Genomic DNA, 25,354 nt, shown 5'->3' with positions numbered 1-25,354 from the left:
GCTGAGGATCAATTCATGCGCCTGACACAATTGCGTTCTTTCCATGCTGTGGCCAGCACCGGTAGCTTTACCGCCGCAGCCGAAAGCCTGCATGTGAGCCAACCTACTGTTACGACCCAAGTCGGCCAGCTCGAAGACTTGTACAAAGTGGAGCTCTTCTATCGAGCAGGTCGGCGCGTAGTACTCACCGAAATGGGCCAACGGCTGTTGCACCTATCACGACAGATCTTCAGCCTCGAGGCGGAAGCCAAGCAGCTGCTGCATGAATCAGGTGAACTGCGCAGCGGCCATCTACGCGTTGCGGCAGTCGGCCCAGCCCAAGTGACGACGGTACTGGCGACCTTTCTTCAGCGCTATCCTGGTATCAAGGTCTCGGTTACGACAGGCAATTCACAGGACGTGCTGGACAGACTGCTTGATTACAGTGCGGATGTCGGCGTGCTCGCGCAAGTGGCCCCAGATAGGCGCTTCGTCTCGGTACCTTACAGTGACCACCCCGTGGTCATCTTCTGCTCTAGCGAACACCGTTTTGCAAAACGCCGCCGCATCCGCATTGCCGAGCTCGCAGGCGAACGATTGATTCTTCGTGAGAATGGTTCGACGACGCGCAGAGCCATTGAAGCGGCATTAAAGGATGCAGATGTCGTGCCCGGCGAGGTCATGGAGATTGGTAGCCGAGAAATCATCCGCGAAGCCGTGGCGCAAAACCTGGGGGTGTCAGCTGTATCCGAGGTGGAGTTCGTTCCCGGCCCCGGCTTGCATGCTGTAAGCCTTGCAGACGTGCAGGTTCGTACCTATGTGCATATTGCCTGCTTAGCGGAAAGACAGGACATGCAAATAGTGCGCGCTTTCTTCGAAATGGTTGGCAGGGAGGCTTGAACTTGGGCTGCACGGCTCCAGTGGACATATCTCAACTTGCATAGGGATTACTCACACGCCTCTGGGCTGGACTGTCACCCATTTCGGCCATTTTTCGGGGCTATCGAACAGTTCAAGTATTGTTGCTTTGACCTTCTTCACGGCATTACTCATTAATGCCGTATCGCGCCAGCAAAGTGACAAATCGCGCGAGAACAAGCGATGGTCAACCATAGCAAGCTTGAGCTTATGCTCACTAAGCTCGATATGCGCTGCGCTCCATGGCAGGATCGTCACTCCTAGCTTCGCCATTACCGCAGCGAATAGCAAAGCCGTTGAACTGGCCTCAAAACGAATCTCGCACGGCAATCCAGCTTCGCGCAGCGCCCACTCGACATGACTGCGAATCGTGTTTGGCGCGCTCGGCAGCAGCAGCGGCATGCGCGCCAGTTCTGCGATAGAAACGGGTTCAACCGGCATGGGAAATTCCGGCCATGCGATCAGGTATAGCGCTTCCGTCAGCAAATGCTGCATCACAATGCTGCGCGCTTCAACCGCATCGACCATCACGGCGAGATCCACTCGTCCGCTGGTAAGCAGACTGACAAGTTCCGCACTCGGTGCCTCCACCAATTCCAGCGCGATGCCAGGGTAGCGATCACGAATCATGCGCGCCAGCGGAATCGCCACCATCCGCGCCGTGCTCGACGGCAGAGCGACCGACACGCGGCCTTGCGGCAACTCCGCATCCTGTCGCAGTAGTTCGCGCGTGCTGTCAGCCTGCCGGAGCAATTCCATCGCGTGCCGATAAAGCGTCTGGCCCGCTGCAGTGGGTGCCACGCCATGCACGCTGCGTTCCAGCAGCCGCACTTCTAAGTCGCGCTCCAGATTGCGCATCTGCTGGCTGACGGCTGGCTGCGCTATATGCAGCGCCTCGCTCGCGCGCGTAACGTTACCGCACTCCACCACCTTGACGAAATACCGCAGCTGTCGCAGGTCCATTTTTGTTGCTCATCAATAAGAAATTCCGATCGAACAATAAAAATATCATATTTTAAAATTATTCATCGCACTCGTACATTGACTCCATAAAAGATGAAACGTGTCTTTCTGATCTGTACAGCGCCGCTTCAAAACGGCCAATGTCAATAGTCCGAAAGACACGGATGTTCATGGCAATGGCTGCATGGCAGCTCTGACCAGAGAAAACCAAGATCTAAACCAAAGGAGACAAGACATGTTTAAAAAAGCGTTGACTGCTGTGCTGGCCGTTGTCGCAGGCACGGTCGCATTTGCGGAGACATACCCTTCCCGGCCGATCACGCTGGTCGTGGGTTTCCCTGCCGGTGGCGGTGCGGATGCGGTGGCACGGATCGTGGGCGAAAGACTCAGCCGCCTATTGTCTCAAGCGGTGGTCGTCGACAATCGGCCTGGTGCAGGTACCACGCTGGCTTCGGAGCTCGTGTCGCGTGCGCAGCCAGACGGCTACACGCTGCTGCTGGGTACCGCAAATCTCTACGGATCCGACCAGCTTCTGTACAAAAGTGCGCGTTACGACGGTGTGAAAAGTTTCACGCCGATCACGCGCTGGAGCAATTCGCCAATGCTGCTGGCGGTCAAGAAGGATTTCCCCGAAAAATCCGTCAAAGGCTTGATGGAGCAGGCACGCAAGAATCCGGGGAAGTTAACTTATTCATCCTCCGGTGCAGGTGTCGTGACGCACCTGGCCGGCGCTGCATTTGCCCACGCGGCGGGCATCGATATGCTGCATGTGCCGTACAAGGGTGGCGCGCCGTCGATACAAGCTGTTGCCGCGGGCGATGTGGATATGACTTTCGGCACGCCGCCCTCAGTCATGCCAATGGTCCTGGCCGGAAAGTTGAGACCACTGGCGGTAACTACGGCCGAACGCTCTCCACTGTTTCCCGACCTGCCAGGCATGAATGAGTCGGGCATCAAGGACTACGACTTCAGCCTGTGGCTCGGTCTCTACGGTCCTGCCAAGCTACCGCCGGAAGTGATCAAGAAACTGTTCGATGCCAGCGCACAGGTGTTGCGCGACCCAGAGGTAAAGGCCAGGCTGGAGAAACAGGGCAACGCGGCCTGGCCGTCTGTCTCACCGGAAGATTTCAAGGACTGGGCAATCAGCGATGGCGCAAGGCACAAGGCCATCACGCAGCGATCCGGTGCGGGCGCGGACAACAAGTGAAGTGAGTGAAACATGCATGATGGCTCTTTCACCAGTGCATCCGTTACGGATCGGCTTGCCGCGCTGTTCGATGCCGGTTCCGAAAACATGCTTTCCGCAGACTCCGGCCTGCGCCTCACCGCAGCCAAGATCGGTAGCCGCCAAGTTCTGGCCGCAGCTACCGATCCGGCACTCGACAAGGGCGTACTAGGCACCGCCGAATGTACCGATCTTCGCCGCATCGTCCGCCTCGCGCTGGAAACCAAGCGCCCTCTGGTGCTGCTAATTGACTCGGCAGGTGCCCGGTTGGACGAAGGACTGGCGATCCAGGGCGCGCTGCGCGGACTGATGACAGAGCTGCTCGACGCCAGCCTTGCTGGTCTGCCCATGATCGCCCTGCTCGGACGCAATGTCTTTGGAGGGGCCAGCATGCTGGCTTTCGCGGCCAGCAAGCGCTGCTACGCACCTGGCACCCTGCTGGCAATGTCAGGCCCCAGGGTACTGGAAAGCGCTGGCGGCGGCTCCTTGACCACAGTGCGAACCTCCATCGGCGGCCTTTCTCGCTGCCGCCATGGGGACGCAGAGTGCCTTCTCGACGACACGTTGCCCGCCTATGCGGCAGCGCTGCATCAATGGGTGAAAAGGCTACCAACCAGACCTTTGCCGGACACCCTGGACCACGAGCGCCACTTGCTCGGCATGCGCCTCGGCAAGACAAACCCTCCAGCGACAGCGTACATCGTCAGCAGCCCGGAAACTGGTTCCCTGAGCGTCAGCGGGCGGGCCTCAATCGGTGCCGCAGACGCGCTGAAGTTCGCCACAATGGTCGACGCGACCCAAGCGCCCATGGATCTATACATCGACTGCGTCGGCCATAGCCTGCACATGGCTGACGAAACCCTGATTCTCAGCCAATACCTGGTTCACTTGGCGCGAACCTTGCGACGCCACGCACACCGGGGACAGCAACTGCGGCTTCGCATTGCCGGCGAGATCTCCGGCGGAATCTACATTGCCACCGCAGGCGCTGCATCCTCGGTGGATATCGCTCCTGGCGGCAGCGTACGAACCCTGCCCCAGGCTTCGCTGAACAGCATCCTGACCCGCCCAGATGCGGCCATATCGAATGCCAGCGCGGATTTCGCCCACTACGTCGAGTTGGGCGTGGCGGACACCGTCAGCGCGCTTTCTTGACCCGCTCCCTCCAAAAACGCCGCAACGTCAGCTAATGCCATGAACTCCAATATCTTCGCCACCTTTGAAACCATCGCCCGAGAGGGCAATGACGCACCGTTCCTCGAAACCGACGACGGCCAGATTGTCAGCTACGCCCAGATGCTGGGCACGACCGCTCGCTACGCCAATGCCCTAATTGGCCTGGGCGTGCAACCCGGCGACCGGGTTGCGGTACAGGTCGAAAAATCGGCACGGAACTATTGCCTCTATCTTGCGACCTTGCGCATGGGCGCTACGTACCTGCCCCTCAATACCGCATATCAGCTGAACGAACTGGCGTACTTTCTCGAAGACGCCGAGCCCCGGGTGCTTGTGTGCGATCCAACGGATCTTGCGGCCAAGAGTGAACTGGCGCGAAGCCATGGCGTGGCCCATGTCATGACGATGACTGACGAAGGCAGCGGCACCCTTGACGTGATGGCCGATGCGCAAGCCGATGTATTCGACACGACTCAGGTGTCGGGGGATGAGGTGGCCGTCATCATCTACACCTCGGGCACCACCGGCCGCCCTAAGGGAGCCATGCTCACCCATGCGAGCCTGCTAAGCAACGGCCGGGCACTGACAAAGCTATGGGGCTTCACCAACCAGGACGTGCTGCTCCACGCGCTACCCTTGTTCCATGCCCACGGGCTGTTCATCTCCAGCCACTGCGCCTTGCTTTCGCGCAGTCGGCTCCTTTTTCTGAAGAAGTTCAATGCGGAACAAGTACTGTCCTTGCTTCCTCGGGCAACGGTGATGATGGGTGTGCCCACCTTCTACACCCGCCTACTCGACCAGCCGGAGTTAACAGTCACCAGCGCCGCCAATATGAGGCTCTTCGTTTCTGGCTCGGCGCCCCTGCTGGCCGAAACCAACCACGACTTCCAGCGGCGCACTGGCCAGATCGTGTTGGAACGCTATGGCATGACTGAATCAGCCATCATCACCTCCAACCCCTACGTGGGCGAGCGACGTATCGGCTCCGTCGGCAAGCCTATTGACGGCGTCGAAGTGCGGATCGCCGACAACAAGGACCAACTGCTGCCCCACGACCAGATCGGTGGCATCCAGATCCGCGGCAGTGGCGTGATGAAGGGCTACTGGCGCAAGCCGAAAAAAACTGCCGAGGAGTTCACCTCAGATGGTTGGTTCCGCACTGGCGACCAGGGAACCCTTAGCAGTGATGACTACCTGACCATCGTCGGTCGAGCCAAGGATCTAGTCATCTCGGGAGGCTATAACGTCTACCCCAAGGAGGTGGAGATGGCCATAGATGCTCTGCACGGCGTGAGAGAGTCTGCCGTCATCGGTATCCCTGATCGTGATTTTGGCGAAGCCGTAACCGCGGTAGTCGTGTGCAAGAACGAGAGCCTCACGGGCGATCAGATCATCAAGTCTCTCAAGGGGCAACTGGCCAACTACAAGATTCCAAAGTATGTCTATTTCGCACCTGAGCTGCCCCGTAACGCTATGGGAAAAGTGATGAAGAACATACTGCGCGACACCTACAAAAAGTGAATGATTGAGCCCCACCGCGGATGCGGACGAGAACCTAGCCGGCTGGTGGGGGCCGCTCGGGTCTGCACCAATCGAGTAAGCGCATAACTACATCCTGCCTTTGTGCATGTTCACATAGATGATGTCCCTTGTCCCTACAAGGCCTGACAGACGGATGCCTTGTTCGTCACCGAACGGAACCGTCTGAGCTCGAGCTGTATCTTGAGTTTTGCAAGGCAATCCTTCAGGCTGCAACGCAAGCGACGACAATGGATCCTCATGGACTTGCGCACTCTTCGTTATTTCATTGCGGTGGTCGAGGCAGGCAGCTTGTCGCGGGCGGCGGGATCGTTGTTCATTGCGCAGCCCGCGCTGACTGCGCAAATCAAGAAGCTGGAAGGTGAACTCGAGGCCAGGCTGTTTGAACGCTCGCATGCGGGCGTGACACCCACGCCCGCAGGGCTACAGCTATATGAGGACGCACGCCGATTGCTGTCGGATGCGGATGCGGTACGTGAGCGCATTCAGCGGCTGCCACAGGGCCCGGAAGGGTCGGTGACAATTGCGATGCCGTTTTTGCTGGCTTCACTGCTGCTCGGACCGGTGCTGGCGCAACTAAAGCAGACGCATCCACGCATTCGTGTGTTTGTACTCGATGATCTGAGTCTGATGGTGAAGAACGCCATGCTGGATCGGCGAGCCGATGTGGGTATCTTGGTGAATACTCCACATGTAGATGGGCTGCGTTGCAGGCCCTTGGCGTGTGAACCCATGTACATCAGTGGGCTGGATGCTGAAGGCTCGGTCGCAGCACTTTTGCAACCGCCGCCCGCGGGCAGTCCGTTTGCGCGGCCCGACATTGAGTTCGCCCTGGCCGTGCAACTGCCGCTACTGCTGCAATCACGGCGGTTTTCGATTCGGCAGAACGTGGAGGATGCTGCCGCTTCGTTGGGCGTAACGCTCAACGTGGTACATGAGCACGACTCGGTGCGCGTGATACGCTCACTCTACATGTGTGGAGCGGGCTTCACTTTCACACCGGCTTGTTCACTGCCCGATTCGCCGCCACCCGCGAGCAATTGGATTATTGCCCGCGTAGTGCGTCCGGAACTGCCGCGCAGCTATCACCTCGCAACACTGGCAGATCGCACGCCTAACGCGGCGACACAAGTAGTGATCGAGGCCATCGAACAAATCTCGCGGCGCTTGGTCCATCAGCGCGTCTGGGAAGCCGAGCTGCTCCTTTCCGCGCAGGATTCGCCCTCTTCGAATTGAAAGCCAAGGCCATCAATTCAATTGATGGCCAAGCATCATTAAACGCTATTTCCTTTATCTCCTTGGGTTTGGGACACTGATTGCGCAGGCACCGCAAACGGTCTAAAAATCAAGGAGAGCATGTGAGTCAGCCCCCACTTTTTGTCGCCAATATCGGCGAACTCGTCGCACGTTGTGCGCGCACTTTTGCGAGCCGCGTGGCCATCAAGAGCGTCACGCGCAGCACCACTTATGCAGAGCTGGAGCAACGCTCCAATCGTTTGGCCAACGCGTTGCTGGGCGCAGGCCTTAAGCGCGGAGATCGCGTTGGCATCTATCTGCCTAACTGTATTGAAGTCGTAGAGGTAGAGCTGGCGTGCTACAAGAGCGCACTCATCAAGGCACCGTTCAATTCAAGGCTCTCGCCAGCAGAAGTGGGCGACATCGTTGCCAACAGCGGAGCCACCCTGGTGGTGACCACGGCGCAGCGCGCTGAGGCTTTCCGCGCACACCTCAAAGGAGAAATGCCCCGTCTGTTACTACTGGACGAAGAGACGGACCCTGTCACTTCGTATGAGCGTGCGCTGCAGCAGGCCAGCGACGCTTTTACACCCGTGCAGGTGACAGTCGATGAGGTCGCGGTGCTGCACTATACGTCGGGGTCGTCAGGCATTCTCAAAGCAGCGATGCAGACGTTCGGTAACCGCCTGGCGCAGTTGCGCAAGTTTCTCTCGCGCTCAGAAGGAATGCAGGCCGGAGACATTCTTGGACTGGTGGGACCGATCACGCATGCTTCCGGAATGCAGATCGTGCCCGCTCTGTGCAGCGGCGCGACAATCCGGCTGTTTTCCGCATTTGAACCGGGGCGCTTTCTGGCGGATATGAACGCTGATCGCGTCACGCACACTTTCATGGTGCCGACGATGATCAACATGCTGTTGTCGGAGCTCGGAAATCAGTATCGTCCCTTACCCGACTTGCAACGTCTGGGTTACGGCGCGGCGCCTATGGCACCTGCACGGATTCTTCAGGCCATGGACGTGTTCGGTCCCGTTCTCTCGCAGGGTTATGGCGCGGGGGAGACAACTTCAGGTGTGTGCGGTTTGACGGCCGCAGACCATCTGCACGCACGCGCCGCACGCCCGGAGCGTCTGGCCTCTTGTGGCCTACCGTTTCTGGAATCGACGGTAGAGATCGTCGATGACGATGGCATCGCGGTGGGCGCGGGCGAGATAGGCGAAATCGTAGTCAGTGGAGCCGATGTGTTCGCAGGCTATTGGCAGGCACCGGAGCTCACGGCGGAGGTGCTCAAGAACGGACGCTATCACACGGGTGATCTGGCGCGCATGGACGAGGACGGCTACATCTACATCGTGGATCGCAAGAAGGACATGGTGATCAGCGGAGGTTTCAACGTCTATCCGTCAGAAGTAGAGGCCGTGCTCTATCAGCACGAAGCAGTGGCCGAAGCCTGCGTGTTCGCCATCCCAGATGAAAAATGGGGCGAGGCTGTGGCCGCGCATGTGGTGCTGAAGCCGGGCTGCGCTGCCAAAGCTGAAGTGCTCGATGCATTTTGCGCGCAATTGCTGGCGGGCTTCAAACGTCCACGCCACTTCGAGTTCGTTGCTTCGCTGCAGAAGAACGCTAACGGCAAGGTGGCTCGCAAGGCCATTCAAACCCCGTACTGGGCTGATCGTAGCCGAATGGTCAATTGAGCAGGAGCGCACGCAAGATGAAGACTGCAACTACACCTTCGCCAATCGCCGAAGCTAACTCGCCCCCCCTCTTTCACACGGTTTTCGAAGGATCGCCACAAGCGGCCAATTTAATCGCACGTATCAACGATTTTTTGCATGGAGAGCTGGCGACGCTGGCCGCAGAAAGAGGCATAGACCACGAGCACAGCCCGGACCGCGAAACGCTGCGTAAGGTCTGGCAACGCTCGCATGCACTAGGTTTTTACGGAATGACGCTGCCGCCACAGATGGGCGGCACCCCGCTGTCGGTGCTCGACCATGTGCTGATCAAGGAAGCTATTTACGCCAGCGGCTCGCCATTTTCGCCACATGTACTGGGTGAGCTAAGCGGCCCCCCTCGGGTGGGAGCACTGGCTCGCCAGGCAACGCCTTATCACATGGAGCATTTCATTGCTCCGGTCGCGCGTGCCGAAAAAGCCATCTGCTTTGCGCTGACCGAAGTGGAGGCTGGCTCCGACGCAGGAGCGCTGCAAACGCATGCCGTGCGCGATGGCGATGAGTTCGTGATCAACGGGCGCAAGCGCTTCATTTCCGGCTCTCCATTTGCCGACTTTGCTGTGCTGATGGTCACCACCTCGCCCGAGCCGAAACAGCGCGAAATCAGCGCATTTTTTGTCGACTTGATGCAGGCGGGTGTGCACGTGGAGTCGGGCTACAAGACCATGGCTGGTCAATCGCACACGGGGGATATCGTGCTGGAGAATGTACGTGTTCCAGCTGCGAATCTCATTGGCGCGCAGGGACGTGGCTTGGCACTGGCTCTGGGTCGCATCAACGTCAATCGCTTGCTGCATTGCCCGGCAATGGTGGGGCTGGCCTCGGCCGCTTTGCGTGATGCGCGTGACTACGCGTGTCAGCGCCGCCAATTCGGCCGAACGATTGGCGAGTTTCAAGCCGTTCAACACATGCTCGCCGACATGGCCACCGATCTTGCTGCCGCGCGCGCTTTGATGATGGCGACAGCGCGCCAGATCGATGCCGGCGGGGAGGCCCGCGCCGAAGCGTCCATGACCAAGTTGTTTTGCTCGGAAGCAGGGTTCCGCATTGCCGACAAAGCGGTGCAAATTCACGGCGGCGAAGGCATTGTGCAGGGCCGCCGCGTGGAGTTTTTGTTCCGAATGTTGCGCATGTACCGCGTGCTGACCGGGACCAGCGAGATTCAGCGCAACACGATTGCGCGTGAACTACTTGACGTCACGGGTGACGCACAGCGCTGAGCCATCCAGGGCGGAGTTCATATACATCAAGGAGACATACATGATTGATTCACAACGCCGTGCTTTGATGGGCCGTGCCTTGGCCGCCGCACTGCTACCAACTGCTTGGCCAGCACTGGCGGCAGAGGCCTGGCCCAATCGACCTGTTCGCTGGATAGTGCCATATCTTGCAGGCACCGGCCCGGATATCACAGCGCGGATCTTGGCCGAAGCCGTCTCGCCGATTCTCGGGCAGCCAATCATCATCGACAACAAAGGAGGGGTAGGAGGTAATCTGGGGGCGAGACTCGCTGCCAAAACGATGCCTGACGGCTACACCTGGATTTACTCCGCAGCTCCCATGGCGGCGAACATGCATATGTACAAGGTACCGGGGTATGACGTACTGAAAGACTTTCGCCATGTCACGCGTATCTCCGCATCTGACATCGTCCTGCTGGTCAATGCCAAGTCGTCTGTTTCGAGCTTGAAAGACTTGACTGCCCGCATGCGCGCCGCGCCCGGCAAGCTGGACTATGCATCGGGGGGCGTGGGCACGCCTTCGCATCTGGGCGCCGAGTTATTGCTCAATTCCCTTGACGTACATGCCACCCATGTTCCGTACAAAGGAGCATCCGAGTTGCTCAATGCAGTGCTTGGCGACCAGGTGCAATTCGGCATGCCGATCTTCGGTGTGGCCTACCCTCATATCCAGGCCGGAAAGCTCAAGCCGCTCGCTGTTGCAGGCAGCATGCGCAATCCGCTGCTGCCCGATGTGCCCACGTTGACGGAGCTTGGTGTGCGAGGAGTAGAGCTCACGTCCTGGGGAGGTGTCTCACTTTCTGCGGGCACGCCAGATGTCATCGCTGAACGTGTTCGCACCGCTTTCGATGCGGCGCTCAAACAAGCCAAGGTGCGCGAGCAGATTGAAGCCAATGGCGCGAACGTACGACCTTCCGTCAACTCACAGGAGTATGTGCAGGACTTCGTGAAGGAAATGGCGTTCACCCAGGCCATGATGAAAGTCGCCAAGCTGGAGCCTCTCTAACTAGTCGAAACCGATGCTCTGATAGCCAAAATTCAATCACTCGGTTAGGCAGTCACAAGAATAATCAGGAGACAAAAAAATGAAGAAATCCATTCCAGCCCTCGCGGCATGGGCTGTGTGTGCCTGCGCGTCTGCACAGAGCAATGTGAGCATTTTCGGCACTATCGACACATATGTGGGGCGTGCCAAGTCTGGGTCCAACTCGACGATGCGCGTCGACAGTGGTGGCAACGCTGCATCGCGGATCGGCTTTCGCGGCAAGGAAGACTTGGGCGGCGGACTGTCCGCGCGTTTCGTACTGGAGGCAGGACTTGAATCCGACACGGGCACAGGCAACCCTGCGTCCACATTTGCCTTCACGCGACAATCCTACGTTGGCCTCGTTGGGCCTTGGGGTGCACTCGACATGGGGCGCATGTACACGCCGATGTTCCAGGCCGTGACGCGTGCCGATGCCTTTGGTTTGAACACGGTTTTTTCTCCGATGAATCTGGCAGCTGTCGTTGATGCTCAACCCGGCATGCGCTCCTTTGTGCCTCGTGCAAGCAATATGCTGCGCTACAGAACGCCGGTGGGAACAGGGCTTTATACCGATCTGGCATATGCACCCGGCGAGGCAGCGACGCTGAGCAAGAAAAGTGGTGACCTGTATAGCGCCAGCGTGGGTTGGGCACTGAACCCCTTGTATGTGGCGTATGCGTTTCAGCGCGCGCGCTCAGGCTCTGCTACTGCGCCGGTGGCGGAGCCGACCAAATCCACTTACCAATCGCTCAGCGCTGCATACAACGGCGGCGTGTGGCAAGTCTTCGCTACCGTAGCCCGCAATGGTTTGAACAAGACCAGCGTAGGCGATGCGCGTATTTTTAGCCTGGGCGCCACATGGAATGTCACCACGCAATCTCGACTGGCACTGGAGGGCGCGCATCGCAAAGTCAGCGGCAGCGATCGCTCCCAGTTGGCGTGGACGCTGGGCTACGACTATGCGTTGAGCAAACGCACCGCTCTTTATGGGCGCTGGCTGCATCTGGACAACCGGGGAGGATCTTCCGCCTCGTTGGCGCAGATACCGGTCGATATCAACAGTGGTGATTCAGCCAGTCTCATCGCCGTGGGCATGCGTCACAACTTTTGATGCCGTACTCCCCTTCAGCAGATTCCGCGTCAACACGTGTCCTATTCAAACCCGCCTATGTTGCCTCGATCCAAGAAATTTCTTCTCCGCTCCGCTGTCGTTGCAGCATGCTTATGCGTAGAGGCAGTTGCTCACGCGCAATCACTGGGCTTATCCCATATGAATGAGCAGCCGGCAACCGAAAAATCCCCGCTTCATCCCACCTCTGCCCAGCCCGTGACCAAGGCCAACTGGCTTGCCCCGGCCCATATCCGTTGGGCTATGCGCAACGCCCGCATGGTCGTTCCGACTGCGGGAGTGCGCCATTCGAACGATTCCCAGATATTTGCTCAGGGCGATGCATTGTCTTTGGACGATCTCACACTTCAACTGCCGCACGGCCGCTCGGCCACTTGGGCGCAGTATCTAGACGGTAATCGAGTCGACGCCCTGCTGGTGCTGCATAAGGGCCGCGTAGTGTTCGAGAGCTACTACGGCGGCATGCAGGAGCACGATGCGCATGGTTGGGCATCGATGTCAAAATCCGTCATTGGTTTGCTCGCTGCGCAATTCATCGAAGAAGGGCGCATGGAGGCCTCCGCGCCCCTTGCGCGCTATGTGCCGGAGTTGGCCGGAACACCGTTTGGTAGCGCCACGGTACAGCAAAATCTCGATATGGAAGTGGCGCTGACCTATTTGCCCGAATTGCCACCCGATATCGGGCTCTTCACCGCAGCGGGGCTCATGCCCGCGCGCGAAGGTATGCCGAACTCGATCAACGACTTTCTGCTCAAAGCCACGCGCTCGGTCGATTCGCCGCATGGCAGCATTTTTTACTACCAGAATGGGTCCACGGAAGCCGTCGCCCGGGCGTTGAAAAACATCAGCAGTCGCACGCTCGCGCAACTGGTGTCCGAGCGCATCTGGCAGCCCATGGGGGCAGAAGACGACGCTTACTTTTCCGTAGATTCAAGCAGCGTGGAATTGGCCTCCGGTGGCCTCTCCAGCACCTTGAGAGACGCCGCGCGTTTTGGCGAGTTGGTGCGCAATCGAGGCCAGCGCGACGGGCAGCAAGTGGTCGCCATAGCAGCGCTGATGCGCGTGCTTCAAACGCCATCGGCAGACAACCAGGAGCGCCTGTCCCGGGCCGGCCGCGCCCAAACCGGCTACGGAAATTTCTGGTGGCATCCGGCAGGCACTGATGGAGCGCTCTATGCCTCGGGCCGCTTCGGACAGCGCCTCTTTATCGATCCAGCCAATGAACTCACCATAGCGCAATTCGGCTCCTATGCAGACACCCGCGCACGTACCATCTCCGGAGACCAGGGGGTGGCGCCCCACGAGAACTCGCTGCGCAGTGGCGACAGCCTGGTAGCCTTGGCGCGCGCAGTCGCGACTCGTCTGCGCGAGACGGGAAAGTGACAACCAAGTGATGGTCGGGTGCTACCCATAAGCTCTTTCGTATGGCCTGAGCGCACCGCTATCGCAAGAGAGCAGACTGTCATTCAATAGCAAATCTGAAATCCAGCTGCTCTCTCAGGTGTACTAGTGGCTGAAGCTTTCAATGAAGCTGCCAATTACCTTAGCAAGACGTTTCTCCTCAAATTCGCTGAAAGCCATGCTTTCTTCCTCTCCCTTGGATTGCTAAAACAGTTCCTGCTGAGAGGAGGTCAGAGTGGCGAAATCATCCCCCAGGGGCACCAGGATCGAGTCGGCAATGGGCCGAATCTGCTTCGTCAGGTAGTGCTCATAGTCGATGTGTGAGCGGCGAATCTCCAGCGGCTCCGGTCCATTGTGGGTCATGACGTACTGGATCCAGCCGCCATTCTGGTACTGCGGGGGCCGTTCCGTGCGTACGTTGTACTCATCGGCAATGCGCGCCGCACGAACCTGAGGAGGGACGTTCGCCACGTAAGCATCCAACCGATGCCGCAGGCGCTTGCGGTAGATGAGCAGATCATCTTTCTTACCTGCCAGCGTGGAGCGCGCGTACTCGATCACGAAGTCTCGATATGGAGCGCCTTGGAAGACGCGCGAGAGCAAGCCCTCCTGGAACTGCCGCGCCAGAGGCGTCCAGTCGCTGCGTGCCATTTCCAGGCCACGGTAGACCATCGTCTCTTTGCCCTCAGCGTCGATGCTGAGTCCCGCATATCGCTTTTTGCTGCCAACGTCCGAGCCTCGGATGGTGGGCATGAAGAATTTCTTGTAATGCGTATCGAACTCGATTTCGAGAAAGCTCTCCAGGTCCTGCTCGCCCCGCAAGGTTTGTGTCCACCAGGCGTTGATGTCCTTGACCAGTTCTGCAGCAACAGCATGAGCCTCTTCGTTGGTGTGGGTACGCTTGAGCCAGATGAAAATGGAGTCTGTGTCCCCGTAGATGGCTTCGTATCCGCGCTTCTCCACGAAGTCCCGGGTAACCTTCACCATCTCGTGACCACGCAAGGTGATGGCTGAAATCAAATCCGGATTGAAGAACCGGCACTCGGATGCGCCCAGCACCCCGGCAAACGAATTCATCACTAGTTTGAGAGCCTGTGACAGTGGCTCGTTCCGCGCTCGCTTGGCCTCGTCACGAGCACGCCAAAGAGTGGTGACGATCTCCGGCAGGCAATGTTTCTCACGCGAAAAGAGCGTGCCCCTTGGCCCCTTGATGAGCCGCTCAGGATTGCTGGCATGCTGGCCCTCGGCCAATCCCACAGGGTCCACAAGAAAGGTGCGGATGATCGAGGGATAGAGGCTCTTATAGTCCAGGACCACCACGGAGTCGTAAAAGCCAGGCTTGGAGTCCATCACGTAGCCGCCAGGAGAGGACTTCCCTTGAACATCGCCCACGTTGGGTGCCACATAGCCCATGCGGTGCATGCGCGGCAGATAGTGGTGGCTGAACGCCGCGATGGAGCCCCCGAAGCGGTCGATCTGCAGGCCCGTGGTGTGGGCGCGTTCCATCGCAAACTGCAACAGTTTCGCTTTTTCGAAAATGCGCAGAACCAGCTCGCAGTCCCGGATGTTGTAGACGGCGAGCGCGGGCTTGTCTTCTTGGTAGCGCCGCTCGATCTCCGCCATCTTGTCGTAATCGTCCCCGATATCCTTGCCTTCGCCCAGGAGCTCCTGTGCGACGTTCTCGAGGCTGAATGAGGGGAAGTTCCAGATGGCCGCTCTGAGCGCTTCAATGCCGTCGATGACCACCCGGCCAGGCATGGGGGCGAATAGATAACCTTGCTTGCCAGGATGGGTTCGCCATGCGATGGGCTTTAGCTCCCGACCCAGGAGCAAAGGAGTCGCGCAGTCATCGGCTGTTTTTTGCAGCACGCGCAGGTCGAACTGAATGACGTTCCAGCCAATGATCACGTCCGGATCATTGCGTACAAACCATTCGCTGAGCTGCTCAATCATGGCTTTGCGGGTCATGCAATAAATCAGCTCAAACCCGGGTGGTTGTATGGGCACGGGAGGAGGCTCACCCAGCATGAACACCACGCGCTCTGCCATGCCGTCCAGCGCAATGGAGTAGAGATCCTGGTGCTGGCTGGTCTCGATGTCTAATGACACCACCTTCAGCGGCGGTCTGAAATCGGGCGCAGGCAAGAGCTTGCAATCCACAAGCGTTGAGCTCTCGATTCGCCCGCCTTCCAGCCTCACGCCTGCGGTGATGAAGCGTTCCATCAAGTAGCGCTCGTGGGGGCGAACGTCAGCCTCCAGAAACGATACGCCTAGCGGTTGCAAGGAGCGAGCAAGCCGCCCCAACTGGCGAAAATGCTTGGCGTAGACGCCAAAAACCGGTTCTTGCTGAAAGCTTCTCAGCTCCAGTTCACGCAACTGCACATCTGACATGGCCAGAAGATGCGCCTGTACCGTAGCCTTGTGCCTGGTCTCGACGAAAGCCACTGAAGTCTGGGCAGTCAGGAGTACCTTCAGAGGCCCGGAATCTGTCGCCAGCCAATACTCGAGCTCGGTGCCCGCCGGCGTGTCTCGCCAATTGCGGGTAAGGATGAATCCTTGGCGTTTGTTGAATGACACGAAAGTTGAGAAAGCAAAGCAAAGCGAAAGTTTGACAGACTTGGGTCGCAATTCTTGGATGTGGCAACGTATGCGTGCAGAGCAAGCGGGAAGAATGACGTGCTTTTACGCAAGCTCGCTGTTGAATGACGACTCACCGGTCGTCATTACCCTTTCCAAGGCTGCTGTCTCAGTGACTGCATGTAGGCCAAGCCGTGATTTCAAGATCATGCTGCAAAGAACGGAGACCTCAGTTAATTCAGCGCCAGACGGAGAACCGTCATAAATTTCTAGCTGGTCAATGACTGCTGATGCCCAAAGCTGATATTGCGAAGCGCCTGGGCCTGAACTTTCACTACCGTTACCAAGCTCATTGATAGGCCCAGTAAGAGCTCGATACCCACTTTTGCACGCATCGAATGGTGCTGCCGATCTATAGCAGCCGGTCACAGCGCATCACGAATGCAATATTGATGCACCTCAATGAACAGTGTGCTCACCGCGCTCCGCTACTAACCCCTAACATGATCCCGAACACGACCAAGAGTCCTCCGAAGGCTCGGTCAATCCAGTGGCGCATGGCGAGCAAACGATCACGTACAACGCCACTTGAAAAGCAGAATGCGACCAGTGCAAACCAGGCCATGTGTGCCGTAGAAATGAAAATCCCATAGCCAATTTGTACGGGAAGCGGCGTGTCTGCCCGCACTACCTGCATAAAAAGGCTCACGATGAACACCGTGGTCTTCGGATTCAATGCGTTTGTTAAAAATCCGATGCGCAGTGCGGCAAGGTCTGACATCGGTGGTGCGGTCCTTGTATCGACCAGATCGCCGGCTGGCTTGGTCCTGAGCATTTTCAAGCCAAGGTAGATCAGATAGGCAGCGCCAAATAGCTTTATGGCATCGAACAGCCACAGAGACTGCTGGATCAGCAGGCCGACCCCCACCAAGGTGTAAGTGACATGGACCAGTACACCCAACCCGATTCCCAAGGCGGTCAGCGCACCGGAACGTCTGGAAATCAGCAAACTATTACGGCTAACCATCGCAAAATCTGGCCCCGGACTGATCACGGCGAGCAAGGTGATAGTGATTACAGCTAACAATTCAGTCATTGAGAATATAGTTTCAGATTTGGAATAAGGCTAATACTATTGATTCCAGATCCGTATGAATAACGATGTTTTATGACATGAATGGTGAGTCAAATTCACAATCAACGGATATGCGCCTGCCTTCTCTGCTGGCGCTGCGCTGTTTCGAAGCTGCGGCACATCATGAGAATTTCAGTCGTGCTGCAGATGAGTTGCATTTGACGCATGGTGCCGTCAGCCGTGCTGTGCGCCTGCTGGAAGATGACCTAGGCATTGCTCTATTTGAACGGCGCAGCCGACGGGTGTATCTGACTGACGCTGGGCGTACCCTCGCACAAGCTGTCAATGGTGGCTTCAGTCTCATGCGGCAAGCTGTTGGCGAGCTGCGCGTCAATGCACGCCAGAAAAGGCGCTTGGTGCTGTCTTGCGAGCCCACGCTGCTGATGCGCTGGCTCATTCCACGTTGGCCGGATTTTCAATCACGCTACCCCGGAATCGAGGTCCATCTCGTTGCCGGTGGTGGTCCGTTTTCGTTTGCCAATGGCATTGACCTTGCCATACGCCGGGATGACTTCCCTTGGCCGGCGAACTATCACACGGAGCCCCTGTTTGCTGAAAAAGTCGGGCCGGTCTGCAGCCCTGGCAAGGTAACGGCTTGGAGCACCACGAAGGAGAGGCGCATAACGCTAAGTCCCGACGCGCCTTTGCTGCACACACGTACGCGGCCAGGCGCATGGCAGGACTGGGCAACTGCTACAGGCCAAACCTTGGCCAACGGAGCTGGACAAACCTTCGAGCATTTCTACTTCAGCTTACAGGCGGCTGTCGCAGGCCTGGGGGTTGCCGTCGGTCCCTGGCACTTGGTTCGCGGCGATCTCGACAACGGCTTGCTAGCTGCGCCCTTGGGCTTTGTTGAAGACGGTTCGCGTTACTGCCTGTTTTCGCCAAGTTCATTGCGTGCTGACAGCCCACAGGCCTCTTTGCTTGAATGGCTGAGGCAGATGGCGTAGCACAACTTACCCGGAAATGCCAAGGCGGACACACAGATCAGGACAATCTTGCCCAAGTCGTTCCCCTGGTGAGTCTCTTCAAGCGACGATCTCCCCGTTGCGGATCGCAACGCTGATCGCCTGAGCCGTCGTGGCGGCGCCCAAGCGCTTGCGGATGCGGAGCAGGTGGTTTTCCACAGTGCGTTCGGACAGGCCAAGTGCCGCACTCCACCTGCCGCCGGCCGCCCACGCGAGCACCTCACGCGCGCGATCGGGAAAGGGTACCTAACTCGTCTTCCGAGGGCAGTTCAAGCGGCCTGAGCGATCAGACCCAGCGCCAGCCGTACCTGCGCGAGGCATCGATGCGCTCGCCGCCCAGGCTCATGGAGCCTTCCCTCCCCAAGAGGCCAAAAACAACACTTGCAGACGGTGGGATCCCTGGCCTTGCAGCGCGCTGACCGCGTGCACCGCGTCCTGGGTCGCGGCGAGGCTGCAGGCCCCCTGCTCCGTGGAGTGCCGCCCGCGCGATTGCGGTGGTCATGTCAGGCCTTTACTTCCTTGAGCAAGGTTTCTGCCGCGAGCTTGCCAAGCGCATTGCCAGCCAGCGGGCTATCGCCGGTGATGAGTTGGCGGTCCCGGTGCACGGCACCCGAGATGCCTTCGTTGACGATCTCAAAACCCAGGGTCTTGAGCCTTTCGCCGAACTTCCAGGTCAGGTGGCCCGGCATGTAGCCGATCTCGGGGGTCTGCGCATCGAGCGCGTCGGGGAAGGCACAAATCTTGTAGCCTTGGTAGATGTCGCTGTCGCCAACCGCGAGGAAGGCCGCAGGGCCGTGGCACAGGGAGATGACAAACCGGTTGTTGGCCGCCGCCCATTTCAGCACCGAGCCCACGTCGCGGCTGTCCGGTATGCCGATCAGCGCGCCATGTCCGCCGGGGACGAAGATAGCGGCGTACTGGCCCAGGCCTTGTTCAATCACCGTCGACAGGCGCAGCGGCTCTTTGAACTGTGAATGGTACTTGTTGAAGAAGCCCTTGACCGTCTCGTCTTCGGATGGCATCGCCCAGAACTCGAACTTGACGGGATTTCCCGACAGCGTCGCCACGTCGAACGCGAAGCCGGCCTTGTCAAGGTGGTACATGGGCAGCAGTGTCTCGACCGGGTGGTTGCCGGTGGAGAAGAAGCTGCCGTTGTCGGTGAGCAGGTAGCGCTCATCCGCACCGATCATCAGGATCTTCTTGCTGCCTTGGTAGGCTTTCGCGTAGTCGGCATCGCTCAGATCGGACTTGGGCGACGTGAACTGGCTGAGCGAGTAGCGGGAGGGGAAGAACGCATTGAGTTCGGCCGGATCGGGTTGCGGTTGCTTGTCTGGAGTCGTTTGTTCAGCCATTGGGTACCTCCGAGGTAGTTTGCGGAATGCACAACGATGCGGCGGCAAGAAGCCTGTGGCAATGAGGGATTTCCGTCAATACGGTTTCGATAAAGTCCGCGGCGCGCACTTGTCAAACAGTGGGCAGAATCGTATGGTCATCAAATGCCGCACTTGTCACGTCCGACTCTCCTACCCCACCTGAAGCCTCCTCGAATCTTCGCGCCACGCCTGTGACTCTGGCGAATTGGTACCCCAGCCTCAAAGGCGACGTTCGTCATTTTTTGATTCTCAAACTTACTGAACGTCGAAAGCCGCAGATAGGAACTCTGCCACAGCTCGAACCCTAGCCGTGCGCTGCAGATCGGGATGCATGACCTGCCAGACCTCGTATTCGTTCGGGCGTTGGCGTTGCGGCCAGATACGCACAAGCCCTTCTCGTTCCCCCATCCACAACGGCATTTCCCCAATCCCGATGCCTGCAGCAACCGCCTTGCGTACAAGAAGGCTGGAACGGACCGACATGGCAATCCTGGCCTGACGTGCCGGAACTCCGGCCATGGTCAGGAATGGACTCTGCTCCAGATATGGGCCATATGCCACCAGGTGGTGGCCTCGCAGCTCGTCTTCGACAATGTGCGATCGCTGGCCATCGGCGGACGCATGGTGATGGTGGGCCTGCTGGGTGGCTCCCAAGGCTCTTCATTGCCTATGGACGTGGTGCTATACCGCCATCTGCAGATCTTCGGAACCGTGATGAAGTCACGCTCCCCCGAAGTCAAGCAGGCGATGGTCCGGCGCTTTGCCGAGCGATGGCTTTCTGCATTGGAAGCTGGAGCGATCCGACCCGTGATTGACAGCACCTTCTCGTTGGCAGACGCTGCGCAAGCGCATCGACACATGGAGTACGGGACCAGTATTGGCAAGATTCTGTTGCTGCCCTGATGCACTGAACATTGAAGTGAATTCCAAAGTCAGGCCAGCCGCGAGTTGGCGTATGTTCCAGCCGTTGGAGGTGAACAACATCTTGCGGCCAAGGCTGCTGCTCCTGGGCCCCAAATGCCATTTAGTACGCAATCTGTGGCGGGCAGCAAACGCAGCTACAGCGGGCATAGACAGACCGAGCTCAAGCGACAGCTGCCACCAGCCAAGAGCGGACAAACTTTATGGAGCTGCCGCTTTGCCAGCAGAGCGATAGCAGATGCTTACCAATGGCAGAGAGCGCATCATTTTCTTCCGCACGACAGATCGATGAACTTGTCTGCTCGTGGCGGTAAGTTGTGCCTCGCCTTGCTTACAGCCCTCCCTTGTTTGCTAACCAGACCGGGGATGTCTACCGGCCTAGGCTCAGTCCAGATATCAACGCTTGAATCCATCTCTGATGCGACACGAATGCAGAGCAAATTGACTTAAATAATATAATACGAATTATTCTCATTACTTTTTATTGACGCACAAACTCTCCAAAGCAGAAGCGAGCGATGGCTATGCACGACTTCTGAACGGCAGTACAACCAAGAAAGCATGCACCTGAAAATGGACACACTCACCAGCTATCCAGGCCCACGCATGCTGATCGCGCTGCGAATCTGCGCCGCCATTTTTGCGGGCTACGGTTTCACCTGGGGCTTTATCGCTGGGGCAACCGCCGGGTTGTTTGCGCTGGGCATGGCCTTTCATGATGCCGAACACCTGAGCGCCATTTTGGGGCTTGTGGTCTATCTGTGTGCATTTCTGTGGTCCTTCTCGGCCCGCAGTCTTGGTCGTGTGTGGGCCGTTCTGCTGGGCGGTGGCGCTGCGATGGCGATTGCAGCTTCGCTGCTTCAGCGCCACCTGATCTGAGGAAAGAGACGACGCCAATGTTCCAGAATTTCCGTCTCTCCATGGCATGGCTGCACACGTGGTTCGGACTCACGCTTGGCTTTGTTTTGATGGCCTGTTTCTTCTTTGGATCACTGTCGGTTTTTGACCGCGAGATCGATCGCTGGGCGATTCCTTCATCGCGCTTTGAACCACAGCCCATGCCCTCATTTGAGAAAGTGCTGCGCCCCGCTTTCGAACAGATGCAACCGAGCAAGGCAAGCCTTGATTTCATGCGGGATCGTGTCAACGGCCCCATGCCGGAGCGCTTTGACACAGTCAAAAGCTGGGCTGCATACACCACGCACCGCGACCCGGTGCTCAGTCTTTTTTCAGGCTACGAAGTGTCCAACGCTAAAGATCCGGAAGAAGGCGTCTGGGGCAATCGCACCATCGATCCGCGCAGCGGAATTGCGCTGTCAGACGACCAGCTCAAAATCGGCAGCCGCTTTTTCTATCCATTGCACTACAGCCTGAACCTGCAATGGAAAAGTGTCGGCTATTGGATCGTCGGATTTGCTGCGCTGGCGATGCTTGCTGCATTGGTCAGCGGCGTTGTCATGCATCGCAAGATCTTCCGCGAGTTCTTTACCTTTCGGCCGGAAAAAGCGACGCAACGCAGCACACTTGATCTGCACAACATGACCGGCGTTCTCGCGCTCCCGTTTCACTTCTTCTTCGCATTCACAGGCTTGGTGATTTTTGCTGGCATCTACTTTCCCGTCACACATACGCAACTTGAACCACTGCACGAATTGCACGAAAAAATCGAGGCACGGGAGACTGGCCTGCCACATGATCGCGCGGGCATTGCAGCTCCGCTGGCATCGGTCGATAACATGATGAACGAAGCGCGCCACCGCTGGGCCGACAAAGGCATGGCAGGTGAAGTGGGCCTGCTCTCACTCAACCACGTGGGCGATGCCAATGGCTACGTCAGCGTCTTCCGCGCAGGCACCGATCGCATCGCGCTGGTGGGCGACGGCATCCACTTCAAGGCCAGTACCGGGGAGGTGCTTCGCGAAGATCCGCCTCGCACCGTAGTGGACAGCATCAACACGTTTTTGACAGGTCTGCACCTGCAGCACTTCCGCCACTGGCTGCTGCGCTGGATGTATGTGCTGGGCGGGCTGATGGGCTGTGTGTGCATAGCCACCGGCTTTATTTTCTTTGTGGAGAAGCGCAAGAAGCAGCATGCCAGAACAGGACATCAAGGGGCCCGGGTTGTGGATGCGCTGGCTGTCACCACGGTCACCGGCATGGTGATTGCAACCCTCGTCATCTTGATCGCCAACCGCTTGCTGCCGCAAATGCTGCCGGCAAGCTGGCCCGCTCGCAGCGATCTGGAGCAGTACCTGTTCTGGACAGGATGGGGCCTGGCAATGGCTCACGCGTTTATGCGCAGTGCACCCGTTGCTAAGGGACTGATGAATCCCGCGTGGCGCGAGCAATGCAGGGCGATTGCGGCTCTCGCCGTACTGGCCGTGCTGCTGAACTGGTTCACAACGGGTGATCACCTCCTCAAAACCGTTTGGAGCGACACCTATTGGCCCGTCGCAGGCGTTGATCTATTCCTGCTCTCGGGTGCCTGGCTGGCGTGGGTATCAGCGCGCAAGCTGAACCAGCGCACCGCAGCGACACGTTCCGCCCCCCACATCAAGACCAGCCATGCGTGAAGCCATTTTTCTCGGGGCAGCGCTGATCACCAGCTTGATCGGCATGGGCTGGCTTTCACTGGCCATGGATACTCATTGGCAGCAGGTGCGAAGCGAGCCGATCTCGCCTCCGACCACCGTACGTCTGCGCATTCTCGGAGCGCTGCTGCTCATATCCAGTCTGGGCTTTTGCCTTGCAGCTGATCACGCGTCGATGGCCATGCTGGTTTGGGTGATGGGGCTGGCCGCCTCAGCGCTCACCATCGCGTTCACGCTCACATGGCGACCCAAGTGGCTGAAAGTCTTGACGCGGCCAATTCAGCCCTCACTGCACCTTAAATGATATTGAATATCATTTGCATCGTATACTTGCCCCGACGTGGCGGCCGGTCGGAAAGGCCTGATACGCTACGAAGACGCCGACATCCATCCCTGATCTTCCTGTGCTCGCACACTATTACCGAGAGTTGTTGAGGTTTCTGCAGGGAGCTGTCAGAGATCGCGATACGGCCGCAGACCTGGCGCAGGAAAGCTATGCTCGAGTGCTGGCCGTGCAGCAGTCCGGCGAGACCATCACCGAGCCACGCGCACTGCTCTACCGTACCGCTCGCAACCTGGTGATCGATCAGTACCGCCGCAGCGAAGTGCGCGGCGCATATGCGGCGGCGGAAGGCGACCCCTCCATCGACGCAGCTGATCTGGCTTCTGGCCCTGAAGCCCTCGAACCAGAGGTGGCCGCGATGTCTTCTCAAACGGTAGATGCACTGTTGACTGCTATCGGCGAGCTACCTCTGCGCTGCCGCGAGGCGTTCATCTTGCACAAGTTCGACGGGTTGTCTCAGTCCGAAGTGGCCCGGCAGATGGGTATTTCCGTGACCATGGTGGAACGCCATATCAAACTGGGAATTCAGGCCTGTCGAGCCTGCCAGGAGCGAATGCAGGGCGGCACAGACTTCCGCCCTCCTGCAGCTCAGCTCAGGAGCGGCAAATGAGAATTTGCGCTTTCTTTTCTTTTCCAACGTTGGGTTTTGTCAGACTCGTGCGTCTACCTTCATATCGCCTCTGGCTTTTCGCATCCGCATGACTGATCGCACCATTGCCCAATCGCCAAACAGCGACCTTGATGCCGAGGCCCTGGAATGGTTTGCGCGCTACAGCGATGCACCCGATGCGGCCTATTCAGACGCGGCCTTTCGCAACTGGCTGGCCGGGCACCCGGATCATGAAACCGCATTCAGCCGCTGGCAGGCCGATTGGCGACAGCTCGATGCCCTACCGCAATCGGGCGTTGAACGCTTGCGCCTCCAGTTGAAGAAGGACCAGGCGGACTCAGCAAAAAAAAGCCGCGCCTCGGAGCGCAAATCATCACGCTGGTCAGCGCTGATCCCGCAAGCGGCACTGTCCGCCGTAGTCATGGCGCTGGTGATCGGCAGTGGCTATATGGCCTGGGACCACTGGCAGCAGCAACCCTTGTTTGCGCACATATACCAAACCGAGCGCGGACAGCAACTGAGCGTGCAGTTGCCCGATGGCAGCCGCCTGAAGCTTGATACTGCAACACGCGTCGAAGTCAGCTTGTACCGCCAGCGCCGTGAGGTGAAGTTGCCTCAAGGACAGGCCATGTTCGAGGTGCAGAAAGATGCCGCCCGGCCATTCGACGTGGTGGCTGGCAACATCAAGGTAACGGTGGTGGGCACGCGCTTTTCTGTGCGTAACACCGCAGGAAACCCCGTGCAAGTCGCCGTAGAGGAAGGCAAGGTGCGCGTGAGTCCGTGCGGCAGCGCGCCCGAGTCTGCTGCCGTGCTGCTGACGTCTGGTCAGCAGGTGATTGCTGGTGCCGATGGCCATGCGGGCCCCGTGGGAGCGATTGCGACTGCCGGAATCGCCCCCTGGCGCGACGGCCGGATCACCCTGGAGAACGTGCCTCTCTCCGAGGCTTTGGCAGAGTTCGAACGCTACGCACCCACGCACATGGTGGTGCGCGACACGACGGTGGGTGCACTGCGCCTGTCGGGCACCTTTGACCCACAAAAATTGGCCCATTTCCGCTATGCCCTGCCCAAGGTGCTTCCCGTTCGTTTGAAGGTAAACGGGGATCTGACGGAAATCGTTGCGCGCCACTGAGCATGCCTTGGGAGCAATCACGGCATTGTTGCGGAATTGGTCATCGCGACACGCTAAAAAAATTTGCTTACGGGTTGGGTTTTTGCATTGCCATGCGTCCTCCTGAGAACGATTCTTGTTTCGTTTATTTTGGAGAA

General features: G+C 58.3%; 22 protein-coding genes and 1 pseudogene. 17 read left to right on the top strand and 6 right to left on the bottom strand.

What is annotated here, in order from left to right; translation table 11 throughout:
• The first annotated feature begins 15 nt into the window (after window positions 1–15).
• Complete coding sequence (locus EAO39_RS09920; protein ID WP_120967237.1) at window positions 16–879, top strand: LysR substrate-binding domain-containing protein; 864 nt, start codon at window positions 16–18, stop codon at window positions 877–879.
• 51 nt (window positions 880–930) lie between these two features.
• Here the strand turns inward: EAO39_RS09920 and EAO39_RS09915 are convergent, their stop codons facing one another.
• Entirely contained in the window at window positions 931–1,860 is a 930-nt protein-coding gene (locus EAO39_RS09915) for a LysR substrate-binding domain-containing protein (RefSeq protein WP_120967236.1), read from the bottom strand.
• Window positions 1,861–2,095: 235 nt separating this feature from the next.
• On the opposite strand from EAO39_RS09915, the gene EAO39_RS09910 reads away from it, so the two are divergent.
• The 9 genes from EAO39_RS09910 (at window position 2,096) to EAO39_RS09870 (ending at window position 13,549) form a co-directional block, all read left to right on the top strand.
• Complete coding sequence (locus EAO39_RS09910) at window positions 2,096–3,067, top strand: tripartite tricarboxylate transporter substrate binding protein (protein ID WP_120967235.1); 972 nt, start codon at window positions 2,096–2,098, stop codon at window positions 3,065–3,067.
• A 12-nt stretch (window positions 3,068–3,079) separates the two neighbouring features.
• A complete protein-coding gene (locus tag EAO39_RS09905; RefSeq protein ID WP_120967234.1) occupies window positions 3,080–4,240 on the top strand; it encodes a biotin-independent malonate decarboxylase subunit gamma in 1,161 nt (386 codons plus the stop codon).
• A gap of 39 nt (window positions 4,241–4,279) precedes the next feature.
• Window positions 4,280–5,782, top strand: a complete 1,503-nt coding sequence (locus EAO39_RS09900) for an AMP-binding protein (protein ID WP_120967233.1) — start codon at window positions 4,280–4,282, stop codon at window positions 5,780–5,782.
• Between the two features lie 258 nt (window positions 5,783–6,040).
• Entirely contained in the window at window positions 6,041–7,036 is a 996-nt protein-coding gene (locus EAO39_RS09895) for a LysR family transcriptional regulator (protein WP_120967232.1), read from the top strand.
• A gap of 122 nt (window positions 7,037–7,158) precedes the next feature.
• Window positions 7,159–8,730 carry an AMP-binding protein gene (locus EAO39_RS09890; RefSeq protein WP_120967231.1) on the top strand — a complete coding sequence of 524 codons (1,572 nt, stop codon included), beginning with the start codon at window positions 7,159–7,161 and terminating at the stop codon, window positions 8,728–8,730.
• A gap of 17 nt (window positions 8,731–8,747) precedes the next feature.
• Complete coding sequence (locus EAO39_RS09885) at window positions 8,748–9,989, top strand: acyl-CoA dehydrogenase family protein (protein ID WP_120967230.1); 1,242 nt, start codon at window positions 8,748–8,750, stop codon at window positions 9,987–9,989.
• A 40-nt stretch (window positions 9,990–10,029) separates the two neighbouring features.
• Window positions 10,030–11,016, top strand: coding sequence for a tripartite tricarboxylate transporter substrate binding protein (locus EAO39_RS09880; RefSeq protein ID WP_120967229.1), 987 nt, complete (start codon window positions 10,030–10,032; stop codon window positions 11,014–11,016).
• Window positions 11,017–11,095: 79 nt separating this feature from the next.
• Window positions 11,096–12,148 (top strand): porin, encoded by a 1,053-nt coding sequence (locus EAO39_RS09875; protein ID WP_120967228.1) that lies wholly within the window; start codon window positions 11,096–11,098, stop codon window positions 12,146–12,148.
• Window positions 12,149–12,307: 159 nt separating this feature from the next.
• On the top strand, window positions 12,308–13,549 hold the full coding sequence (locus EAO39_RS09870) for a serine hydrolase (protein ID WP_162989519.1): 1,242 nt from the start codon (window positions 12,308–12,310) through the stop codon (window positions 13,547–13,549).
• A gap of 222 nt (window positions 13,550–13,771) precedes the next feature.
• On the opposite strand, the gene EAO39_RS09865 is transcribed toward EAO39_RS09870, so the two are convergent.
• Entirely contained in the window at window positions 13,772–16,144 is a 2,373-nt protein-coding gene (locus tag EAO39_RS09865; RefSeq protein WP_120967226.1) for a DNA polymerase II, read from the bottom strand.
• 475 nt (window positions 16,145–16,619) lie between these two features.
• Window positions 16,620–17,240, bottom strand: coding sequence for a LysE family transporter (locus EAO39_RS09860; RefSeq protein ID WP_120967225.1), 621 nt, complete (start codon window positions 17,238–17,240; stop codon window positions 16,620–16,622).
• Between the two features lie 65 nt (window positions 17,241–17,305).
• On the opposite strand from EAO39_RS09860, the gene EAO39_RS09855 reads away from it, so the two are divergent.
• Window positions 17,306–18,229, top strand: a complete 924-nt coding sequence (locus tag EAO39_RS09855) for a LysR family transcriptional regulator (protein WP_120967224.1) — start codon at window positions 17,306–17,308, stop codon at window positions 18,227–18,229.
• A 78-nt stretch (window positions 18,230–18,307) separates the two neighbouring features.
• On the opposite strand, the gene EAO39_RS22950 is transcribed toward EAO39_RS09855, so the two are convergent.
• The 3 genes from EAO39_RS22950 to EAO39_RS09840 form a co-directional block, all read right to left on the bottom strand.
• Window positions 18,308–18,466, bottom strand: coding sequence for a LuxR C-terminal-related transcriptional regulator (locus EAO39_RS22950; RefSeq protein WP_240466944.1), 159 nt, complete (start codon window positions 18,464–18,466; stop codon window positions 18,308–18,310).
• A 284-nt stretch (window positions 18,467–18,750) separates the two neighbouring features.
• A complete protein-coding gene (hchA, locus tag EAO39_RS09845) occupies window positions 18,751–19,599 on the bottom strand; it encodes a glyoxalase III HchA (RefSeq protein WP_120967223.1) in 849 nt (282 codons plus the stop codon).
• Between the two features lie 276 nt (window positions 19,600–19,875).
• Window positions 19,876–20,181 (bottom strand): LysR substrate-binding domain-containing protein, encoded by a 306-nt coding sequence (locus EAO39_RS09840; RefSeq protein WP_346427104.1) that lies wholly within the window; start codon window positions 20,179–20,181, stop codon window positions 19,876–19,878.
• Between the two features lie 30 nt (window positions 20,182–20,211).
• Between EAO39_RS09840 and EAO39_RS09835 the strand changes: the two are divergent.
• The 6 genes and pseudogenes from EAO39_RS09835 to EAO39_RS09810 form a co-directional block, all read left to right on the top strand.
• A pseudogene (locus tag EAO39_RS09835) lies at window positions 20,212–20,523 on the top strand (zinc-binding dehydrogenase); the annotation flags it as partial.
• Between the two features lie 591 nt (window positions 20,524–21,114).
• Window positions 21,115–21,420 carry an iron uptake protein gene (locus tag EAO39_RS09830; protein ID WP_240466942.1) on the top strand — a complete coding sequence of 102 codons (306 nt, stop codon included), beginning with the start codon at window positions 21,115–21,117 and terminating at the stop codon, window positions 21,418–21,420.
• 17 nt (window positions 21,421–21,437) lie between these two features.
• Window positions 21,438–23,114, top strand: a complete 1,677-nt coding sequence (locus tag EAO39_RS09825; protein ID WP_120967222.1) for a PepSY-associated TM helix domain-containing protein — start codon at window positions 21,438–21,440, stop codon at window positions 23,112–23,114.
• On the top strand, window positions 23,107–23,436 hold the full coding sequence (locus tag EAO39_RS09820) for a DUF3325 domain-containing protein (protein WP_120967221.1): 330 nt from the start codon (window positions 23,107–23,109) through the stop codon (window positions 23,434–23,436). Before EAO39_RS09825 ends, EAO39_RS09820 begins: the two co-directional genes overlap by 8 nt.
• 100 nt (window positions 23,437–23,536) lie before the next feature.
• Entirely contained in the window at window positions 23,537–24,085 is a 549-nt protein-coding gene (locus EAO39_RS09815) for a sigma-70 family RNA polymerase sigma factor (protein WP_120967220.1), read from the top strand.
• 88 nt (window positions 24,086–24,173) lie between these two features.
• Window positions 24,174–25,217, top strand: coding sequence for a FecR domain-containing protein (locus tag EAO39_RS09810; RefSeq protein WP_120967219.1), 1,044 nt, complete (start codon window positions 24,174–24,176; stop codon window positions 25,215–25,217).
• Window positions 25,218–25,354: the final 137 nt, after the last annotated feature.

The organism is Comamonas sp. lk, assembly GCF_900564145.1.
Lineage (GTDB): Bacteria > Pseudomonadota > Gammaproteobacteria > Burkholderiales > Burkholderiaceae_C > Comamonas.
This window is presented reverse-complemented; position numbering and strand designations above follow the sequence as displayed.